Origin of the sequence: Bacillus infantis (assembly GCF_050107595.1) — a bacterium.
GTDB lineage: Bacteria > Bacillota > Bacilli > Bacillales > Cytobacillaceae > Bacillus_AB > Bacillus_AB infantis_C.
Window position 1 is genome coordinate 24635 of the sequence record NZ_JBNILH010000010.1, and the last position, 20212, is coordinate 44846.

The 20212-nt window shown below is 39.3% G+C and carries 17 protein-coding genes, 1 pseudogene, 1 riboswitch and 1 other annotated feature; of the genes and pseudogenes, 2 read left to right on the forward strand and 16 right to left on the reverse strand.

Going from position 1 to position 20212, the window contains the following annotated elements:
• Positions 1-82: 82 nt before the first annotated feature.
• On the reverse strand, positions 83-1069 hold the full coding sequence (locus ACQCVH_RS19280; RefSeq protein WP_426837227.1) for a VOC family protein: 987 nt from the start codon (positions 1067-1069) through the stop codon (positions 83-85).
• A complete protein-coding gene (locus tag ACQCVH_RS19285; protein ID WP_426837228.1) occupies positions 1069-1461 on the reverse strand; it encodes a DoxX family protein in 393 nt (130 codons plus the stop codon). Before ACQCVH_RS19285 ends, ACQCVH_RS19280 begins: the two co-directional genes overlap by 1 nt.
• Before the next feature lie 285 nt (positions 1462-1746).
• Between ACQCVH_RS19285 and ACQCVH_RS19290 the strand changes: the two genes are divergently transcribed.
• Positions 1747-2292 (forward strand): helix-turn-helix domain-containing protein, encoded by a 546-nt coding sequence (locus ACQCVH_RS19290; RefSeq protein ID WP_426837229.1) that lies wholly within the window; start codon positions 1747-1749, stop codon positions 2290-2292.
• A 98-nt stretch (positions 2293-2390) separates the two neighbouring features.
• On the opposite strand, the gene ACQCVH_RS19295 is transcribed toward ACQCVH_RS19290, so the two are convergent.
• The 10 genes and pseudogenes from ACQCVH_RS19295 to ACQCVH_RS19340 form a co-directional block, all read right to left on the reverse strand.
• The gene (locus ACQCVH_RS19295) at positions 2391-3614 is read right to left on the reverse strand and encodes an MFS transporter (protein WP_426837230.1); all 1224 of its coding nucleotides are present in this window, start codon (positions 3612-3614) and stop codon (positions 2391-2393) included.
• 79 nt (positions 3615-3693) lie between these two features.
• On the reverse strand, positions 3694-4554 hold the full coding sequence (locus ACQCVH_RS19300; RefSeq protein WP_426837231.1) for a MerR family transcriptional regulator: 861 nt from the start codon (positions 4552-4554) through the stop codon (positions 3694-3696).
• A 439-nt stretch (positions 4555-4993) separates the two neighbouring features.
• Positions 4994-5593, reverse strand: a pseudogene (locus ACQCVH_RS19305) (magnesium transporter); the annotation flags it as partial.
• Positions 5594-5959: 366 nt separating this feature from the next.
• Positions 5960-6124: riboswitch (M-box (ykoK) riboswitch) on the reverse strand.
• 60 nt (positions 6125-6184) lie between these two features.
• Positions 6185-7345: an FtsW/RodA/SpoVE family cell cycle protein gene (locus tag ACQCVH_RS19310; RefSeq protein WP_426837232.1), complete on the reverse strand. Its 1161-nt coding sequence runs from the start codon at positions 7343-7345 to the stop codon at positions 6185-6187.
• 37 nt (positions 7346-7382) lie between these two features.
• Entirely contained in the window at positions 7383-8348 is a 966-nt protein-coding gene (locus ACQCVH_RS19315; protein WP_426837233.1) for an LCP family protein, read from the reverse strand.
• A gap of 22 nt (positions 8349-8370) precedes the next feature.
• Entirely contained in the window at positions 8371-8997 is a 627-nt protein-coding gene (locus tag ACQCVH_RS19320; RefSeq protein ID WP_426837234.1) for a DUF1232 domain-containing protein, read from the reverse strand.
• 590 nt (positions 8998-9587) lie between these two features.
• The gene (gene tyrS, locus ACQCVH_RS19325; protein ID WP_426837235.1) at positions 9588-10832 is read right to left on the reverse strand and encodes a tyrosine--tRNA ligase; all 1245 of its coding nucleotides are present in this window, start codon (positions 10830-10832) and stop codon (positions 9588-9590) included.
• Positions 10833-10877: 45 nt separating this feature from the next.
• Positions 10878-11086, reverse strand: a binding site (T-box leader).
• Positions 11087-11096: 10 nt separating this feature from the next.
• On the reverse strand, positions 11097-11609 hold the full coding sequence (locus ACQCVH_RS19330) for a MarR family winged helix-turn-helix transcriptional regulator (protein WP_426837373.1): 513 nt from the start codon (positions 11607-11609) through the stop codon (positions 11097-11099).
• A 259-nt stretch (positions 11610-11868) separates the two neighbouring features.
• Positions 11869-13227, reverse strand: coding sequence for an MATE family efflux transporter (locus tag ACQCVH_RS19335; RefSeq protein ID WP_426837236.1), 1359 nt, complete (start codon positions 13225-13227; stop codon positions 11869-11871).
• A gap of 132 nt (positions 13228-13359) precedes the next feature.
• Positions 13360-14505, reverse strand: a complete 1146-nt coding sequence (locus tag ACQCVH_RS19340) for an FAD-dependent oxidoreductase (RefSeq protein WP_426837237.1) — start codon at positions 14503-14505, stop codon at positions 13360-13362.
• Between the two features lie 223 nt (positions 14506-14728).
• Here ACQCVH_RS19340 and ACQCVH_RS19345 point away from each other — a divergent pair, with 223 nt between their 5' ends.
• On the forward strand, positions 14729-15322 hold the full coding sequence (locus tag ACQCVH_RS19345) for a TetR/AcrR family transcriptional regulator (protein ID WP_426837238.1): 594 nt from the start codon (positions 14729-14731) through the stop codon (positions 15320-15322).
• 299 nt (positions 15323-15621) lie between these two features.
• Here the strand turns inward: ACQCVH_RS19345 and ACQCVH_RS19350 are convergent, their stop codons facing one another.
• The 4 genes from ACQCVH_RS19350 to ACQCVH_RS19365 all read right to left on the reverse strand — a co-directional run bounded on the left by ACQCVH_RS19350 (position 15622) and on the right by ACQCVH_RS19365 (position 20074).
• Positions 15622-16728: a flavin monoamine oxidase family protein gene (locus ACQCVH_RS19350; RefSeq protein WP_426837239.1), complete on the reverse strand. Its 1107-nt coding sequence runs from the start codon at positions 16726-16728 to the stop codon at positions 15622-15624.
• 257 nt (positions 16729-16985) lie between these two features.
• Complete coding sequence (locus tag ACQCVH_RS19355; protein WP_426837240.1) at positions 16986-18065, reverse strand: AI-2E family transporter; 1080 nt, start codon at positions 18063-18065, stop codon at positions 16986-16988.
• Between the two features lie 2 nt (positions 18066-18067).
• The gene (locus ACQCVH_RS19360) at positions 18068-18574 is read right to left on the reverse strand and encodes a DedA family protein (RefSeq protein WP_426837241.1); all 507 of its coding nucleotides are present in this window, start codon (positions 18572-18574) and stop codon (positions 18068-18070) included.
• Between the two features lie 225 nt (positions 18575-18799).
• Positions 18800-20074: a methyl-accepting chemotaxis protein gene (locus ACQCVH_RS19365; RefSeq protein WP_426837242.1), complete on the reverse strand. Its 1275-nt coding sequence runs from the start codon at positions 20072-20074 to the stop codon at positions 18800-18802.
• Positions 20075-20212 lie beyond the last annotated feature (138 nt).

Below are 20212 nucleotides of genomic sequence, written 5' to 3' on the forward strand. Positions count from 1 at the left end.
CTTAGCTCGACAAGCAACTTTTTCATTAAAATTAGAACATGAACCATTGTTATTTCATAAGAAGATATCGTAAACACCCATTTTAGTTTTTCATTAAAATTTTTATAGTATTTCCAGAAGGGTCGTTAACAAACATTTCTTTATTGTCCTCACTATACTTGAATCCTAATCTAACTAGATTCTCCTTGGCACGATGATACTCTTCTTCATTAAAGTGAAGAGTAAAGTACTTTAAGCCTAGTGCATTTTCCGGTGGTGCCGGCAAACCTTTCCCTGCCCAGATGTTCATTCTTATATGATGATGGTATGCATCTTTGGACACAAATAACATATGAGTATCTTTGGCAACGATATCAAGTCCAAGTGCTTCAACATAAAATCTCTCGGACTCCTCTATATCTGATACCTGTAAATGCATGTGGCCTATCCTTGTTCCGCTAGGTAAACCATTCCATCTATCTTCTTTAATTTCAGCCGCTAGATTCTCAATGTCTAATGGCGAAGTATCTCCGACATAACCACCCTTACCGTCTCTTTCCCACTGATCAGATTGTCTATCGACATATATTTCTATTCCATTGTTATCAGGATCTGCCAGGTAAACTGCTTCGCTATATTGATGGTCTGAAGCCCCCTGTATTGGATACCCTGCTTCCGCTATACGTACTAAGGATAAAGCTAGATCCTTCCTAGTAGGAACGACGATTGCAAAGTGGTATAGTCCAGAAGATCTAAATGGCCGCTCAACAAACGATTCATCTTTCCTTAATAAAAGCTGCGGGACAGTTCCATCTGTTGTCAATGTTACCGTTTTTTCATCTCTTTCTAATTCTTGAAATCCTATTAATTCTTTATAGTAAGTTAAAGACTGTTCTAAGTCAGAGACTTGCAGCTCCACATACCCAATTCTAGGTTCCATTACACCTGTATAAGTTTTCATACTCAAATCTTCTTTTGAATCCCCCTTGTTCAGCAATATTAAAAGTGCAACTACAATTGTCAAAATGATAATTACCGCTAAGATCCTCATTTTCTTAGGCAACCTTTTGGCTGCCTGCTCCCATTCCATTATTTGTTTCTTGCTCCTGAAATATAATAATCTAAAGAATATAGCTTGCTTCCGTTTAATAAGAAATACGCGGATATGGCCAGTAACGCAAGATCATACGCGTAGCCTCCAATAAAACCTGCTGCTAATTGTACTGTCACAATTGCCCCTATAAGCACCAAGACAAAAAAACCTCCTACGATACGTGTAGCTAAACCAAGAAGCATTGCAATCCCACCAACCAATTCGATAGTTGCTACGATATACGCCAGGAATCCAGGCAACCCGATGCTGTCGAACCATCCGGCTATATTTCCAATCCCATCTTGAAATTTCCCTGCCCCATGTCCGATAAAAATAACTCCTAGAACCACGCGTAGTAACAGTGCACCGAGTTCGTGTTTGTTTCTCATTATAATTCCTCCTATAAGAATATTTATTTATAACCAATATCTTGCTTTCGTAATAATTCGCCCCTTTCTCTTAAAGTTTCATTTGGCCAAGACAGTAAGCAAATCAAAACTCCATATGAAAAAAGTATTCATATTAGAAAACAACCACATAAAAAATAAGCCATCTTTCAGTTTCCTTATAGAAAAAATGGTTTTCTATAGGTTAACAAGTGACTTGTAGACTGTCAATGATTTTGCTACTATTATCATAAGTTTCCTTTAAGAATACAAATAGAGGTGAATAGGTTGGATATAGGAACCAAAATTCGTTCAATTAGAAATAGAAAAAAGATCACGATTGCACAGATGTGTGAAGCCACAGGGCTCTCAAAAGGATTTATTAGTAACGTTGAAAACAACAATACATCACCTTCTATTAACACATTGAACACCATAGCCGAATTTTTGAAGGTACCACTGCCCTATTTATTATTAGAAAAAAAACAGCATATGCGTGTCGTACGTAAAGATGCTAGAAGAACTTCATCATTAAAAAATTTGAACATTGAGCACATCACATCAAAAGGTCCATTACGAATGATCATCGTTGAATCTCCACCTGGATTTGCGATCGGAGAAGATGAACTCCATGCCCATGAAGGCGAAGAAGTCCATTTAGTTCTAGAGGGAAAAGTGCTTGCTGAACAAGGAGAAGACTCATTTATCTTAGAAAAAGGCGATTCTTTCAGCTGGAATGCAAGTGTTCCACATATGGTAAAAAACATAGGAGACACAAAATCAGTCATCCTAATCGCCATCTATTCTGATATAAAATTGGATGAACTATTATAAGGTATGGCGGCTAGACACGGACAACATCGGATAGGCTAGCAAGGAATCTTGCTCGCCTATTCCTATATACTTTAATGATCCCTTACTTTAACACCTATTTAACCCTTTCCAACTTTCGAGATTGTTTGATCATCCAATTGGATACTTTCCCCATGATGTTTATTAGGCATCCCTTTCACAACAACATAAACAACATAGATAACTAGAACAATAGCATACACAATAGATGCGACAAGATATACTGTTTGATAAGACTTGACTGCAGCGACCAGACCTAGGACAAAGGAGCCACCTCCAATACCTAAGTCAAAGAAATTGAAAAAGGAAGCCATCGCATCCTCATGTTCATGCTCCTCTACTAAGTTCATGCACCAGGTCTGAACAGCTGGGAAGATTGCACCAAATCCAAATCCATAGAAGATAGCTGCTATTAAAAACATACTATCACTGACTGCTACATACAGAATAACCAATCCTATAATGGATAAAATGGAGCCTGGAATTAAGATTATCGATGGCCCATACTTATCAAATAACTTTCCTGATAGTAAACGGATGATAAAACTTGCTGCGGCAATCAATAAGAAAAACATTCCTACTTGAGTAAAGTCCCTTTCTATGGCATAAAGAGAAAAGAAAGACATAATCCCCCCTGCCGCAATTCCAATTAAAAAGATTAACAACGCAGGAAATAAAACCCGTTTCTCAAATAGTTTAAATTCCCCACTTACTTGTATATCCGATTCTTTTCCTTTCGGCGCTCTTTTTATAAAAATAGCCATGATAACAGCTAGTAAAAGAACGGCCATTCCGCCAAAAAATAATCGTTGAAAATCATATAATTCCAGCGTCATAATTCCAATCATTGGGCCTACAGAGATGGCTACTGTTTCTCCAACACCAAAATAGCCAATCCCCTCTCCACGGCGATCTTTTGGAATGATTTCAGCAGCAAGTGTCGCAAAGTAAGTGGTTGCCAATCCGAATCCAGCCCCATGGATCAGCCGAATAAGTAATAAAGTTGATATGGTATTGGAGAGATAATAGGCACCTGTAGATAGAGCGATAATGAGAATACCTAAAATTAAAAGAATCTTTTTATCAAACTTCTTTGTAAGAATTCCCGCAAATGGGCGAATCAGAATAGCTGATAACATAAAAATTCCTGTTACTAAACCGACCTGACTTGCCCCTCCTCCTAATGCCGTGACAAATAAGGGCAGGGTCGGTAATAGCATTTCAAAAATCATAAAAACCAAGGCATTGGAGATCACTGCGAAAATAAATGAAAGTGACCAAATCTTATTATCTAAAGTTGTCATTTCCCTTTCTCCTTTTTTTGTTTAGTGATAATCCTTTTAATGAGTAATAAAAATAATAAACCTTCCTGTAAGGGGAAGGTCAATAGTTAACTTGAATTTGTATTTCTGTCAGGTAATCTTCTTTGCTTTTCGAAATGTAATGGTCAATGATGGTCCTTTCAATAGCATCCCCTACAATTTGAAGATCATTTTTCTGAATATAATCCATCAGAATTTGATAATACTGAAATGAGTTATTATGATCTCCTCTGTAATAAATATTTGCATATGTCCCTTTTGGAAAGGTTGTTACTAACGGTCCTTCAATATTTTCTTCCTCAGTTAAAATGAAGATTGAATTATATTTATTAAACCTTTGACTTTTCAAATCATTTATATCTACTGTAAGTCCTACACCACCAATAAAAATGGAGGAATTCAGGTTTGCCAAATTCTCTAATTGCCTCAATGAAACCTCCATCTCAGGTTCTGAATGAATATTTTCCAGCAACCTCACTATTTGTCTCTCGTTAATTTCAACTATTTTCACTGCCTCTAATTCCATTATTTCTTGAGCTACTGTAATATCGTTAATACGATTTTGAAATCTTCGGTTAACTTGTTCTAGTTCCTTTATTTTTTGCTCTGTTAGTTTTTTTTGCTTCTCTAATAATTCCAGGAAACCACCAATATCCCTATAATCCAGGTGACTCTTTATTTCTTTCAAAGGGAAACCTAATTTCTTTAAATATTGAATTGTATTCAATTGTTCAAACTGTTCGGTTGAATAGTATCTATACCCATTACTTGCATCAACTTCAATTGGTTCTAGAATTCCAATCTCATCATAGTATCTCAGCGTTTTCATAGTCACATTGTGAAGTTTTGCCATTTCACCTATTGTAAACAGATTTTTCATTAAAGTTTCCTTTCTCTGCCATGTTATTAAAAATACTTCCATACCTACTTTGCGCTAAAAGTGAGTAATAAATCAAAAGAAAAGCCATTAACATCGTCATTCCATTTTGAAATCATGGGTATAGGCAATCCTACGATCCCTCCTATTAATAAAATGATCAGGCCAAAATAGCCAAAATGTTCTATGAAATCATCTATATGCTGCTCCACTTACATCCAACCAAAGAAGTGTTATTTTAAGCCAATAAAACCTTCATCAGCTTGAATTCTTATAATAAACGTATAAGCAACTGTTGCTTCTTCCTTTTTCTCAGATGCTTATTTGAACACAGTTTGTGTGGGATGCAATATTGATCAGTGCCGAAGTTATCCAGAGCCAGAGAACCTTTCCCCCCTTAGTTCTGTTAACTTCATTACAGCGATGAAAAGAGAACGGCTTGAGTTAAAGCCGTTCTCCTGAGGTGTTGATAGAAAATCCTGCACTACATCAATTTTGATAGAAACAAAGTAGCTATGCCAAAGTATATAAATAATGACAAGATATCATTAATGGTTGTTATGAGAGGACCTGAGGCAATGGCGGGATCTACTTTAAATTTATGTAAGATTAGAGGGATGATGGTACCTACCAAAGTTCCGATAATCAAGGTTAAGAGCAGTGAGCCGCCAACGACGATTCCTAATGTATAACTGCCTTGCCAAACAAATGCAACAATTAAAAGCAAAATCCCGCAAGCTGCTCCAATAATAATGCCAACCCAAAGTTCACGGACTATTAATTTGATCGTTTTCTTTATATCCAAATCTTGAGTTTCCAGTTCCCTGACCACTACAGCCAGTGATTGAGTTCCTGTATTACCAGTCATTCCAGCAATCATAGGCATAAAAAAGGCTAGGGCTACTACCTTCTCCAATGTCATTGAAAATCCATCAATGATACTTCCCGAAACCACTCCGATAAACAGCAATAATATTAGCCATGGCAGGCGCCTATAGGCAGCTGTTAAAGGCTTTGTATTTAAGTCTATCGCTTTGTCTGAAGAAGATGATTCTTCATTGTCTTCTTCAATGACACCATCAATATCCAGCTGATCTTCTTTATTGAGTTCTTTAATCAATTCCTCCAGTTGTTCCTTTGATAAAAATAGTAGAAATTTAGGCTGATGTTTAACCGGCAGATGCAGATACTGCTGAGCTATGTCGCTTGGCTGCAGCTCGTTCATACAATCTTGAAATGGCTTTTTCCTGTTGTTCTTTAAGCTTTGAATAATTGCCAGGGTTAGTTCATCTTCGGTCATTGTTAAGGTCATATAAGTCATTCCCTTCTGTAAACTATTCTTCGTGTATACCAATTGGATAAGTAGGTTTAAATCCAATTTTGATTGACGGTAAAAAACACTCTCAACGAAGAGAGTGTTTTTTAAGTCGTAAACATTTTTTCACACTAGAATAAGTCTCTGTTCATTGAGCTTCAGCACTATATGGCATACGAATGGATATATAGCTGCATGATAAACTGCCTCATTCAATGGCTATGTTGACCCGCTGGTTTCTACAATATTTCCGGGCAGCAGCATAGCTCCATATAGGTGCCTCATTAAACGAGGTATATAGTTGTTGGCTTTCACTCATACATTTAGTGAAAATAATTCTATTTTCACCGTCTTTGAGTCTCAAAATATGTACTTACGGAAGGATTTCCGGATTGAAAGGATAATACCAATGAAAATCATATTGGAAAACAAGGAGCTTCCTCCATATGATAACAATGGCAATGAAATTCCTTTTACCGGCATGATTCCGATCGTCATCCCGATGTTCTGGAAAATTTGGAGGCCATACATGACCATTGCCCCAAAGCATACATAAAGGCCAAAGGGCGATTCGGCACCGTCACCAATGACAGCCATACGGTACAGCAGGAAAAAGAACAAGCTGATGACGATGGCAGCTGTGATGAAGCCCCCTTCCTCTGCAATGGTAGCAAAGATGAAATCTGTATGTTTCTCAGGGATATAGACGGTCCCGTTGCCAAACCCATTTCCCTTCAGCTCCCCGCTGCCTACAGCAAGCATTGCTTTTTTCGTCTGATAGGCATGGTCCGCATACTCACCCGGTGACAGCCAGCCGAGGATCCGCTCCTGCTGATGCGGCTTCAGTAGCGGGATCAGCTGGTCAAAGAGGATTTCCGGAAGCCGGTAGTAGATATACATCAGCGCCCCTGCAGCGGCTGCCGGAATGAGTGCTGCAGCGAAAAGGATTTTCTTTTGGATGCCGGACAGGAAGAGCACGGTGGCACTCCCGGCCAGATAAAGGACGACCATGCCGGTGTCCGGCTGCTGGTAGACGAACAAGGATGGAAGGATGGTGGCCAATAGGATTTTGCCTATCAGCATGAAATCTGTCCATACCGTCCTTGCTTCATAGGTCATGTTGTGCTGATGCGCCAGCCGGGCCGTCAGCATCAGCAAGGCAATCTTAAAGAACTCTGAAGGCTGTATCGACCCTAATACCGGTACGCTGTACCACCGTTTTGCCCCCAGAATGGAGGGCGCCACTTCAGACGGCATAACCGGCAGCAGGGCAATAGCTGTAAATCCAAGGAGATAAAAGGGCCAGGCAATCCGTTCAAACTGGTCAGGATCAAGATAAGCCACCGCCAGCAGCAGAATAAATCCGATTCCGTAGCTGAATCCCTGCTTAAGGGCGAAGTTCTGATCCCCATACTGGCCGGTTCCCTGGCTGCTGTAGATAAATAGGATGCTGAGGGCTGCGAATAAACAAATGATAAGCACCACCTGTTTATCCAATTTTTTCAAATACGTAAGTTCCATGCTGTCATTCTCCTGTTACTGAACTTCCTCTAGTTACTTACTCGCTTAGGGTTGTCTCACTGGTATCCAGACCTGTGTTCTCTCCTTCAAGGAAAGAACGGATTGCCTCTTTATTCTCTTCAAAGTCAATATCCAAAGCCAATCCGACTCCCTCATACCTTACATCCGTATAAGAGTCCTTGACAGGGATGGTCAAGGTTTCAATCGTGTCAGGCCGCTTAAGGGCAAGGTCTTTCATGAGATTGACGAGGTCAGTCCCCTTCATATTTGTCTGGACATATGGCTGTACGGCGCCAAGCAGCTTAGGTATCTTGATGACGCCATTAGCGCTGAACATCTGGTCCTTCATGGCAGTGATCACCTGCTGCTGGCGTCTGACCCTGCCGAAGTCTGACTCTGCATCCTTGCGGAAACGGGCATAGCCTAGCAGCTCCTTCCCGTTCAGTCTCTGCAGGCCTGGCTCAAGGGAAACGCCAATATTGGCTGACATCTTTTTCTCCACATCAATCTTGATGCCATCCGGGGCAAGAGCATCAATCATATTTTCAAAGCCGGTGAAGTCAATCATGGCATAATATTCAATATCCAGATCAAATTCGTTTTTCAATGTTTGCCGGAGCAATTCAGGTCCTCCGAGATAAAAGGCCGTATTGAGTTTATAATTCTTGTAGCCTGGTATTTCTGTATAGATGTCCCTCATAAGGGAGATGATTTTCGCTGTCCCCTTTTTCGGATCATATTGCGCCACCATGATAGAGTCAGTGCGGGCTTTATCCTCGTCAGGCCGGGCGTCTACTCCAAGCAGCAGGACATTGACCTTGTCGAGATTTTTCATCCCTTTGAACTCATATTCCTGCTCCTCCTTTGCCTCCACAGGACCGGCCATGTCAATGCCAGCCTGATACTGGAAGGCAAAATAGCCGGCCGCGGCGATCATTAGAAGCAGCAGGACAGAAACGATCTTCCATCCCCTTTTTTTCTTATGGCGTGTTTGTCTGTTCATGTTAACTCCTTCCTTTATCGGGTCATTTTTTCAGCGGGAGCGCGTTTATTGCCCAGTGGATGACCAGGGCATCATCAAGATAGCCCACTGGAAAAAGATAATCCGGGATGCAGTCAACCGCAGTAATGAAGTAAAGGAGAGCACCGCCCATGATCGCGAGTTCCATCTTCGTTCCTTTTTTTTGAGTAAAACGCTCGTACATTTCCTGTAATTGCTCGATGAATGGCCCCATTCCCGCCACGTTTTTTACCTTTTCATGAAACCGGCTCAGGATCGTCTTAATCCCTTCCTCTGTCTGTGAAATATGCTTGTATTTTTCTAATTCCTGTTTCACATCTTCCAGCCGGAACTCTTTATCTGCCAGCTGTGTGGCTTCGAGGATAGCCTGAATATGGTCAATGGACTCGTCGCGCCCTGACGCGGACTCAACCGGGTAGCCGGCGGCCTCGTATAATTTGGAGATCGGGACGTTCAAATGATCGGCAAACCGCCGCAAATGCTCAGGGGTTGCCTTTCGCTTTCCGTTCACGATCTTCGAGATGACTGCTGTATCAATTCCCGTCACCTGGCCCAGCTTTCTCATCGACAGCGACCGCTCTTGCAGCTGATCCTTTAAAAGCCGGCCTATTTCATTACTATTCTCTGCCATGCACTATTTCCTTTCTGGATCATTTTAACTTCTACTACTATAATAAGAGTGTTGACAATTTGTCAACATCTTTACTCTGACCTGCTGGCATAAGCCAGGGGGACAGACCCCGCGGCCCAGCATCAAAAAGAGCCAAGGGGTCTGTCCCCTTGGCTCTTTCATGTCAATGAATGTTATCATAGTGTAATAGATTACCCTCCCCAAGGGTATAGAGATTAACAGAGACAGGTCCCCAGTCCAGCCACAAGGAGCCAAGGGACCTGTCCCCTTGGCTTGTCCTTATTAAAGCATCGCCCCGTTAGAAAGGCTGGTGTCAATACCAATAAATAGTGTTGTGTTAGCCAAGACCCTTCCCCCTTTACTTATAATACATCCTAAATACCACTAACGAATAAGTAAGTTCTTTCCGATAGCCTTGTTTATTATTTAGTTTATTTTTTTCGCCTCCTTCTTGCACTAGCCTCCCCTTTTCTACAATAAGCAGCGCTCCACTGATTACAGGAATGCTGCCCCCGTTTGTAGAATAAGAAAAGTTACCTTGTTTGGCAGCTGACCTTGAACATAACCCTCTATCCGTTTTAACTGATCGTTTAGATTTTTATCTGAATAAACTTTCGTTTTCCTACCTGAACAATTAACCCATCGGTAATAGATAGGGAAAGTTGTGAGTGATCCACTTGTTCCCCATTTATTTTGACCCCTTTATTCTCGATCATTCTCCTTGCTTCGCTCTTAGATGATAGCATTTCAAGGCCAACCAGCAGATCAATAATGGATGTTTCTTTTTCCCCTTTCCACTCCATTACAGGTATATCTTCAGGCATAGAGCCTTTCTGGAAAACTGAGATAAAATGTTGCTCTGCCTGCTCTGCCGCTTCAAGCCCGTGGTACATTCTAACAATCGTTTTTCCAAGTAGCATTTTAGCATCCCGTGGATGAAGTTCACCTGATTTTAATTGCTTCTTGATGGACTTGATATCTTCAGGTGTAAAATCTGTTACTAGCTCGAAGTATTTAGGCATCCGCTCATCAGGGATCGACATAGCTTTGCCGTACATTTCCTGCGGGCTTTCGTCTATTCCGATGTAGTTTTTCTTGGATTTAGACATCTTCTCGACACCATCAAGACCTTCCAGTAATGGCATCAGTAATGCCACCTGCTTTTCCTTCCCAAACTTCTCTTGAAAGTGCCTTCCCATCAGAATATTAAAATGCTGGTCCGTCCCGCCAAGCTCAATATCACTTTCAAGAACAACAGAATCATAACCCTGCATCAGAGGGTAGAAAAACTCATGCAGCGAGATAGGCTTGCCAAATGCTATCCGTTCCTCAAAGTCGTCCCGTTCCAGAAGCCTTGCTACAGTAATCTTGCCTGCCAGTTGAATGACATCTTCAAAGTTCAGTTCAGACAGCCATTTGGAATTAAAATGTAATTCCACTTTTTCCATGTCAATCACCTTGGCAAACTGCTCGAAGTAAGTTTTGGCATTATGCTTCACTTCTTCGTCTGTCAATTGCTTTCGTGCTGCCGATTTCCCTGTTGGGTCCCCAATTTTGCCTGTAAAGTCCCCAATGATCAATTGAATGATATGTCCATTCTCTTGAAATTGCCTCATTTTGTTAAGTACGACCGTATGTCCAAGATGAACATCTGGAGCAGATGGATCCAGGCCCAGTTTAATTTTTAATGGTTTATTCTGCAGGACAGACTTAGTCACCTTGGCTTTCAATTCCTCAAGGGGGATAATGTCCTGCACCCCTTGTTCATAAATACTCATTTGTCTTTCTACCTCAGTCACCTGTTCTGCATTCAGTTGATTCATTACTTTTTCCATTTTTCAATCCTCCTAAGTAAAATATAAAAAACCACGCCCCTAAAAATAAGGGACGTGGCTGCACGCGGTACCACCCTTGTTGAAGAAAATTCTTCCACTCTACGAATAACGGCTCGTCCGTTCTTTGCAAAATATCTTGCAAAGAATGCTCAAGGAATGTAATTCGCTGTGATCTATGTGTCGATTTGCACCATCCATCGACTCTCTGTTTACAGGGAGATAGCAGCTACTGGGTTTCCCATCATCGCTCATTATTCACTTTTTCTAAAAGTTATTATCCTTTATTACCCTTCTCAGGACTTTAGATAGTTCTTGCTGTTCTGCGGCAGATAAGCCTGAAACAATCTGGACTTCACCACCATGAAACTGGGGATAAAGATCCTCCATGACTTGTTTTCCTTTATCGGTTAAAGAAACATACGTAATTCTTCTGTCTCTGTTATCTGTTTTCTTAAAACACAACTCTTTTCTTTCAAGAGTCTTGGTTATATTGCTTATCGTTGCTTTTGAGACGCCTGCAGATTCAGCTAATTTCTTTGTCTCAATAGATTCCCAGATCCACAAGTCATAAAGCATGGAAAAAGCTGTCCAGGATAAGCCATATTGCGATAAGACCTCCTGCTCCATTTTATTCCTTAATCCCTGTGCGACTCGATAAAGATTGGTAACGACCGAGATTGCATTCAGATTAAGGGAACTAATTGGAGACTTTGTTAAACGATTGATTGTATCAATTTCTTCCGGAAGTAATTCTCCTTCTTCATTAAATGAATGAATAATATAACCCCCTAACTTTCTGAATCGTTAGCTATGAAACGATATTAACAAAAAAAGCAAAAGAACACAACACCAAGTTTGGTTCTTCCCTTTTATGGTATAAGAAAAGCTTCCAGGAATAGCAGTTTAAATGGAACATAAGCACCCTTTAGCTTTTAGTACCTTTCTTTGCAAATTTAAATTTATTAAATGAAATAAAGCAGCATGACGATTTAGCCACACTGCTATTAATAGACAAGAGACAGGTTTGACCATCATTTCATTGCTGTGAATGGCTTTGATAAACCTTCACCTGTTTTTGTACATGGTTTCTTACAATTAAAACGATAATAGCCGCCATTGTTAACTCAGCGATTGGCATCGAAAGCCAGATACCGTTTACACCAAGGAATTTGGGTAATACAATTAAGTACACTAAAAATAATACGTAACTTCGGCAAAGAATAATCGCTGTGGCGGACCACACTTTCCTCACGGATTGGAAATAAGTCATGTAGACAAAACCGATCCCAATAAATAAATAGCCAATGAAAAATAAACGGATGCCTTCTACGGCAAGCTCGATAATGGCTGAATCATTTACCCCAAATAAACGAACTAACGACGGAGCAAAAACACAGCCAATGATAAATAAGATCAGCCCAAGTCCCACGGCCGTCTTTTCTGCTAATGCGATTGTTTCTTGCATTTGTATTTTCTTTTTGGCACCATGATAATAACTGATCATTGGCTGCATGGCTGTTTCGATGCCAAAGAATGCTAAAAACATAAAGCCATGTAAATAGTTAATAACAGAAAACGCCGTGACGCCATCCGTTCCCAAAGTTGCTACAACACTCAAATTATAGCCGACAACTAATATAAAGGCACCTGACTCCGCAAGCAAGCTTGGGAAGCCAATCGCTAAAATTTGTGCGGCTAACTGTCTTGACCAGGCACATTCCAGCCTATTTAAAACAACTTGCTTCTTAAAGAAATGCGGAATGAAAATAGCTACCCCGACTGCCCCTGCAAGTACTGTCGCTAAACCAGCTCCGTATACCCCTAATCCCATTTCGAAAATGAAGATGTAATTCAGAATAATATTGACTACAGAGGTAACACCCAGCGACACCATTCCCAGCATCGGCCGCCCATCATTCCGGATAAAAATGCTTAATAGCTGCTGTAGACCTAAAATCCAGCCAAGTGAAAATAAGATACGCAAATATTCTGTGGTTGGTGCCAGCGTTTCTTCGTTAGCTCCAATCCAAGTGGCAATATTTTCTATATTAATATAGCCGACAACGCTAATGGCACCCAGCAGCCCGGTAAAAATAGCCAAAGCTAAAGTAAAGCTGCTTCGTGCCTTTTCAGTCGCCCCCTCACCAACAGCATTTGAAAAATTTGTACCTCCTCCAATGCCAATCCATAAACTCACTGCTAAAATGACTGTAAAAATAGGTGCTGCCAGATTTACCCCTGCTAGGCCAATTTCTCCAACGCCATGTCCAACAAAAATACCATCAAGCAGCATGTTAACAGACATGAGTAACATGCCAAAAACAGCTGGGAAAAAGAAATGAAAGAACAACTTTTTTACTGGTTTATTCATGAGTTCCTGCTGCAAAGTTTCCATTTTTTATCCTCCTAAAAAACAGGAGCCTTTAAGGTAACGTCACTTAAAGGCTGTACATTACAATGATTCATGGTTATACTGCTTTTCAGCCCGCATGAACCAAACGGGCTGACAGAGCACCGGTTTCTCCTATTAAATTTTATCCCAGATAGCCTCTACCCCATCATTAAAGAATGCATAATCCTCTACATTATCAAACTCTAAATTATCTAATAAATTTGCGCTGTGGAACACTTTTTCTGCACGTGGCTTGCGGTCATGCTCAAAATAATAAAAGGCATCCTCATAATCGTAATCACGCAGCATTTTTGCTAGATACATCGCATCTTCAAACGCTAAAGTTGTCCCCATACCTGCATTCGGATCCGCTGTATGCAGGGCGTCACCGATTAATGCAACACGACCGTGCGAGTAATGCTCCATTAAGTCGATGCGAAAAAGCTGCTTGGCAATAATATGGTCTGTTGCTTCTATTAATTGTTGAATCGGCATTTCCCAGCCATTAAAGCGAGCAGCTAAATCCGCTTTTAATTCCTCTATCGGTTTTCCTTCAAAGTCTTTCTTCGCGATTTTCCGTGGCTCCGTTGAAATAAGAGACCATGAAATTTCTTCATCTGTGGGGTGATGCTTCGATACAAAGAAATTAAAGTTATCATGGAAATACATAAGGGACGTATCTGTAGTGAAGTATTCCTTAAGCTCACCTAATTTTTCTGTTTCAACCATGCCATATACACCTGTTTTGCCTAAGTATTTCAACGGATTTGCTGGAAACGGGAATAAAAGCTCACGTGTTTTCGAACGAACGCCATCCGCTCCAATTAAGATAGATCCAAAGTCTTTAGTGCCATCTTCAAACGTTACGTTTACACCTTCTGCTTCCTGAATGAATCCTTTTAAACGTTTCCCGAAATGAATGTCAATTCCTTGTTTTACAGCTTCTTTATATAACACATCGATTAGATGGTAACGGGCAATATTTATGAAATACGGCATTTCCTCTATTTCTAATTCAGCTTCTACTTCATCAAACAGTGGATTGTTGAACTTATCAAGCACTGCAAAATCGACTAAATGGTGGCTATTCTTTTTAATTTCTTCACCCAGCCCTAACATTTCAAGCATTTGTACCCCACTTGGATGGATGACAAAGTGTCCACCGACCTTTCCGAAAGCAGGCGCTTGCTCATAAATTACACTTTCAATGTTCGCCTTCTTCAAGAATAACGACATGGCTAAACCTGCAATCCCTCCACCAACAATTATCACTTGCCCCATATAAATCACTCCTTATGAAGTTTATCGGACGAGCGTCCGATTATAGGGTAAAAAAATACCCTCATGCAAAATCAACAATAACATTAATCGGAAATTTGGTCAATTAATTAATTGCAGGTTATATATGAGTTCGAATAATCGCGAAAAATAATCGAACGTTGATTCAATAATTTGAAGTTTTTGATTGAGTTAGTATACACTTAGAATATAATAAGGAGGAGCTATGAGCAGACCAGTTGGAAGAAATAGTGAAGATACAAAAAGGTTTATTAAAGAAGTAGCAACTAAAATTTTTGAATATAAAGGTTATACTGCAACATCAATGGAAGATATAAAAACGGAAACTAATCTGAGTAAGGGTACGATATACTATCACTTTAAAAATAAAGAAGAGCTGTATCTTTACTGCCTTACCCAGGCGTCTAATGAGTTTGTGAGCAAATGGAAAATAATTTCAGAAAAACAATCAAGTGCTGTCGAAAAACTATACTCCTGGGCAAAACTAAATTGTATGGAATTGCAGCAACCATTAACGAACACAATTACTGAATATTTAGTTTCAGTCAAAAAAGACGAGACCGCTACCTTTATTAGTATGTTTAAACCTGAATTAGACATCATCAAGGCTATTCTCGAAGATGGTAAACAGTCTGGTGAGTTTAAGTCTGATTTAGATATTGATAACGCTACTGTTATTCTTTTCAATTTGATTTCTTCTCTAAGCAGTTCTATCTTTTTTGGTTATACAACACCAGAAAGCCAAAGAAAACTTTATATAGATGCAATAGATATTATTATTCAGGGATTAAAATCTTAATAATAAAATTGCCGCCTTTTACACTTAGCAACAGTTTTACGACTCAAACATAGGTGATGCTGTATTATGAGCATTGCCTTTTTTGCATTTAATGTGTCAACTTTCCCTATGCTCTCTTCGTCCAAACTTTGATAGACTAAAATAATTTTACTTTTTATTCTCTGCCCTTCTTCCACGAAAATGCCCCTTTATTACATAAGAAAAGCTGCCTTATTTGGCAGCTGATCTGAACTTAAGCACCAGTTAACTTAAGAACAATATTTCATCTAATGGAGAAAGTTGGTATGAACTGCAGCTTCTCAATGCATATTATTTAAATGTATGATTTTAGAAGCTGCCTGTTCAGCTGAATGAAGTGCACCTTCAAGATGCCCGCTATATTGTGGATCTGTCTCTGTACCTGCAAAGATAATTTTCTTTTCCCATACGCCCTCTACTAGTGGCTGGCCATAGTTCTGGTAATTTTTAAGAGGACTGAGGTCTTCCTCAATTGCCGTTTCAGAATCACTTGCCCAATCTTTGTAAAGGATAGCCTTTATGTTTTTTGCTTCATTTCCAAAAAGCTTCACTAACTGATCAACAACCAAACTTAAAACTTTATCCTCACCTAATACTTTACGAGCAGCTGAAGGCATTCCGAAAAAACCAAATAATGCACCGGAGCCTTTTGGCGGAGAGGCATCATATATTTCCTCCAATGGGCCAACAGCACTCAAAACATATCCGGAAAGTCCAGATTCCCTCCAGAAGGGACGATCATAAACTGCAACTGCCTTGGCCTGGCTTGCCATCCACGTAGGTTTTTTTTCAATGTCAGCTTTAAGTCCTGGAGGGAGAGAAGGTGAAAATTCAATATGCTGGGCTACAAGACGAGGCGGCAATGCCAAAATAACACTATCTGCAAGAATTTTTTCCCTCTTTCTATTAGGCAGTTCTGTTTCAACCGTTATATCGCCAGCTTCATCCAGCTGGATTTTTTTAACTCGAACTTCCAGCTCAATGATTTCAGAAGGAATCGTTGCTGCTATTGCATCGATAAGAGACTGTACGCCTCCAGCCAATCGAAGCCATTTCTCGTCAGAAGTTTCTTTCAGCTCACACCGCTCTGGTGGCTTGATTTGGAATCTTTCTATAAGAATATCGCCCTTCTTATATTGTTCGAACGTTTCTAAGTTTAGTTCTTCAACAAGTTTAACAATATGGCTTTCATCCTGGGGCCAAAACCACGTCGGTCCAAGATCAAATCTGCCTAATTCAGGTCTGTCGGGAGCAGAAGTGCTCAAAACCCTGCCGCCAATCCTATCTCTAGCCTCAAGGACCTTGCATTTAATGCCTTTTTCAGTAAGCAAAGATGCAGCACGCAGGCCGCTTAAACCCGCACCAACAATGATTACAGGGTTAGTCATAATTCTTCCTCCTTTTAGCTGTCATCTGAATGTTTTCCTCTATAAATTTTAAATTATCATAACACGAACAAAGATAAAATAATATTAAAGCTTTACATTACTAACCCTTTTGTGGAATAAGAAGCAGCTGCCTGGTTTGGCAGCTGCTTCTTAATATGAGCATCTTATTGTATAAGTTGAACACTCAAACAACTATAGGGCTTATTCCAATAAGAGCCTATATCCGTTCGTTTTAAGATTTATAGATTTTTAAGTTATTAAAGGTTTTCCCAACTTACCTTATAGAAAATCCTGTATATGCGTCCCACAATAATTTTTACTATTAAGTAAGCTGGGATACTAATCAAAATAGTGATGATTCCACCGATTTTGGATGCGACCATAACTAGGATAATAGTAGTAACCGGATGAATATCCAATTGCCTGCCAAAGATATAAGGCCCAACCAGGTTATCTTGAATTTGCTGTGAAATGAATATCACTACAACTGACCAGAGAGCCATACTAGGAGATTGAGATAAGGCTACAATTACAATAGGAACCGTAGAAACAAGGGCACCAATAATAGGAATGAAGTTAAGAATCACAGCAAAGACAGTAAGAAGAAGGGCATATGGCAATCCAATGATAAGGAAACCGATATACATCAGAATGCCTAAGATAAGATTAACCACTACTCTCCCAATAATAAATCCACCTAATACATTCCCGATCTCAGTTAAAACTTCCCTCAAGTCCGTCCGAAATCTAATCGGCGCAATATTTGTCAAACTTGTGCCAATTTTATCCCCTTCTTTCAACATAAAAAACAATAAGATTGGAAAGATAATCAGGACCATAGCGAAATTTGATATAAATTCGAAGAAATCCCTTGTATAGTTTTCCAACAGGGCTAGACCCGAGTTCAGATTTTCGGTTAACTGTGGAATTGTATCTGTAGTTTCAGGAAAAATATAGGCGAAGAGTCCGCTTTTCTCCCAACCTTCTATAATGGTTTGAAGTGAACTGAACATGGATGGGACATTAGCAATAAAATTCATTACCTGCATTCGCAATGAGGGCCAAATTCCAGCGCCGAAGGCAACACATATCACAAGACAAACTCCATAAATGAGCAATATGGCTATAGATCTATTCAGTCTATATCTTACCAAATATCCAACCACCGGCTTAAGTAAATAATAGAAAAAAACCGATAATAACAATGGTATGGTAATGACTTGAATTAATGAGACAACTGGCTTGAAAATAAAGGTAACTTTACTGGCCAAATAAATAACAACAAAAAATAAAGTAACAATCTGGCATATACGAAGTAAACTGCCTTTTTGATCCATCTTTAACTAACTCCTTTTAAATCCGCCAATTTATCTCCGACTACGTATCCGATGGATATAAACAGTACACTCCAGATCAAGGCACCGGCACAACTCAACATGAGATATTTCTTAAAAGGCATTTTCGTTATACCCGCAATGTAACCGGCCGCATGCCTTATACCTGGTATAAAATAAGCAAATAATACAGTCCAGCCTCTGAATTTTATGAACCAATGCTGAACCTTTTCATATCTTTTGGGAGTTAACCCCACCCATTTACCAAACTTTACAACAACTTTGAAGCCGACTTGTTTGCCAATCATATAACTGATCAGCATACCTGTTACAGAGCCTATCAAGCAGAATACAATAGAAGGAAAATAGCTAAGTAAATGAATTGAAGAAAGATAACCGATGAACAGCATAAGGGACTCGTCCGGAATAGGCAGTCCCACAATTCCTAAAGCCAATAGCAGAGTAACTGCAACGTATCCATACTCCAGTATAAAATCTATTGCAATTTCCATGGAATAGACCCCCCTCCTTATTCTAGTTAAAAACCAAGCATATTGCTCTAACAATCCGACGAACCAAAAAAGATAGCTGATTCAGCAATAGTAATATTGGCTGATAGGGTTATAGAGCAACCTCCATAGAAGATATTGTGAAAGTGACTGGGTATATCATTTCAAGAAAGAGGGCCATTCTTACTTTTACTTGAAGAGTAGAACATTAATTCAAATGCAAACCCTTTATATTTTAAATTTACAAATATCATCTATTAAATTATTGGACATTCCATCTAAAGCTGCTGCTGATACTGATATCTCTTCATTAGATATAGATTGTTCGGCAACAGACTCTGCTATGCTTTGTAAATTATCTAATGTTTGTTCTGCTATATTTGTATTTTGGGTAATAATTCCAAAAGAATTTTCCGAATTATTTCCCAGTATCTTTATGCTGTCGATAACTTCATCCGTTCGCTTATAAATTTCTTGCACATATCCTGCTATATCTTCAAAAACACTCCCTGTTTTACTAATCATACTTCTACCGTCGTTAACAATCTGAGTTCCGTTATTTATAGAATCTACTGCATCGTGAGTTTGACGTAAGATATCATTAACTAAGGTTTCAATGTCATGAGCTGCTTTTCCGGATTCCTCTGAGAGCAATCTAACTTCTTTAGCTACTACAGCAAAACCTATCCCTGCATCTCCGGCTCTAGCTGCTTCAATGGAAGCATTTAGCGCAAGCAGATTAGTTTGATTCGTAATGTTTGTAATAAGACTTACTATTTTGCTAATTTCTTGTGAAGTCCTGCCCAACTTGTTTATGATGCTGGCGGATTCCTTTACTGAATCATTAATTTCATCCATCTTTAAAATAGCCTGTTGGATGAGATCTAGTCCTATATCAGCTTTACTATTTGTTTCATTAGATACAGTTGATACAGATTGAATAGTAGAAGACAAACGATTCATATTTTCACTAATTATTTTTGATGTATTCGTTAATTCCTGGGCGTTCGCCACTTGTAATTCTGATCCAGAAACGATCGCTTGAATGGATCTTGAAATATTCTCAATGGAATTACTATTTTCAGCGATACTAATTTTAAACTCTTTAGAATTGCTAGAAACCCCAGATGCAGTATCATTAGTCTTTTTTATAATATCCTTTATATTTCCCACCATTTTATTAAAGGAGGAAGACAACTGGCCAATTTCATCCTTTGAATTATCTGCAATATGTACTGTCAGATCACCATTTGCGGCCAATGATATTTCCTTCATAACTTTTTCAAGCCTTCTAATTATTAGAAATTTGGTACATAGAGATATTATTAAAGTCCCAACAAACAAAGAAACAAATGTATTTATTAAAACGCCTATATTTCCATCAACCACTTTATCAATTTGCTCATTAATTAGTGTGGAAATTTGAGAACTAACAAATAAACTTATTACAACAGCTAGTACCATTTTTTTAATAAGGCTGCCTTTAACTAAGTTGATTCTCAAGAAATTACCCCATTCCTGTTTATAAAACTAAGATTCTGAACCAGTAAGAATATACATACATTCCTAATATATCGAAACAGCAATTGTGTTACAGCAAAAGCAGCAGTTAGAAATCCTGCAACATTCCGCTAAGCCCTA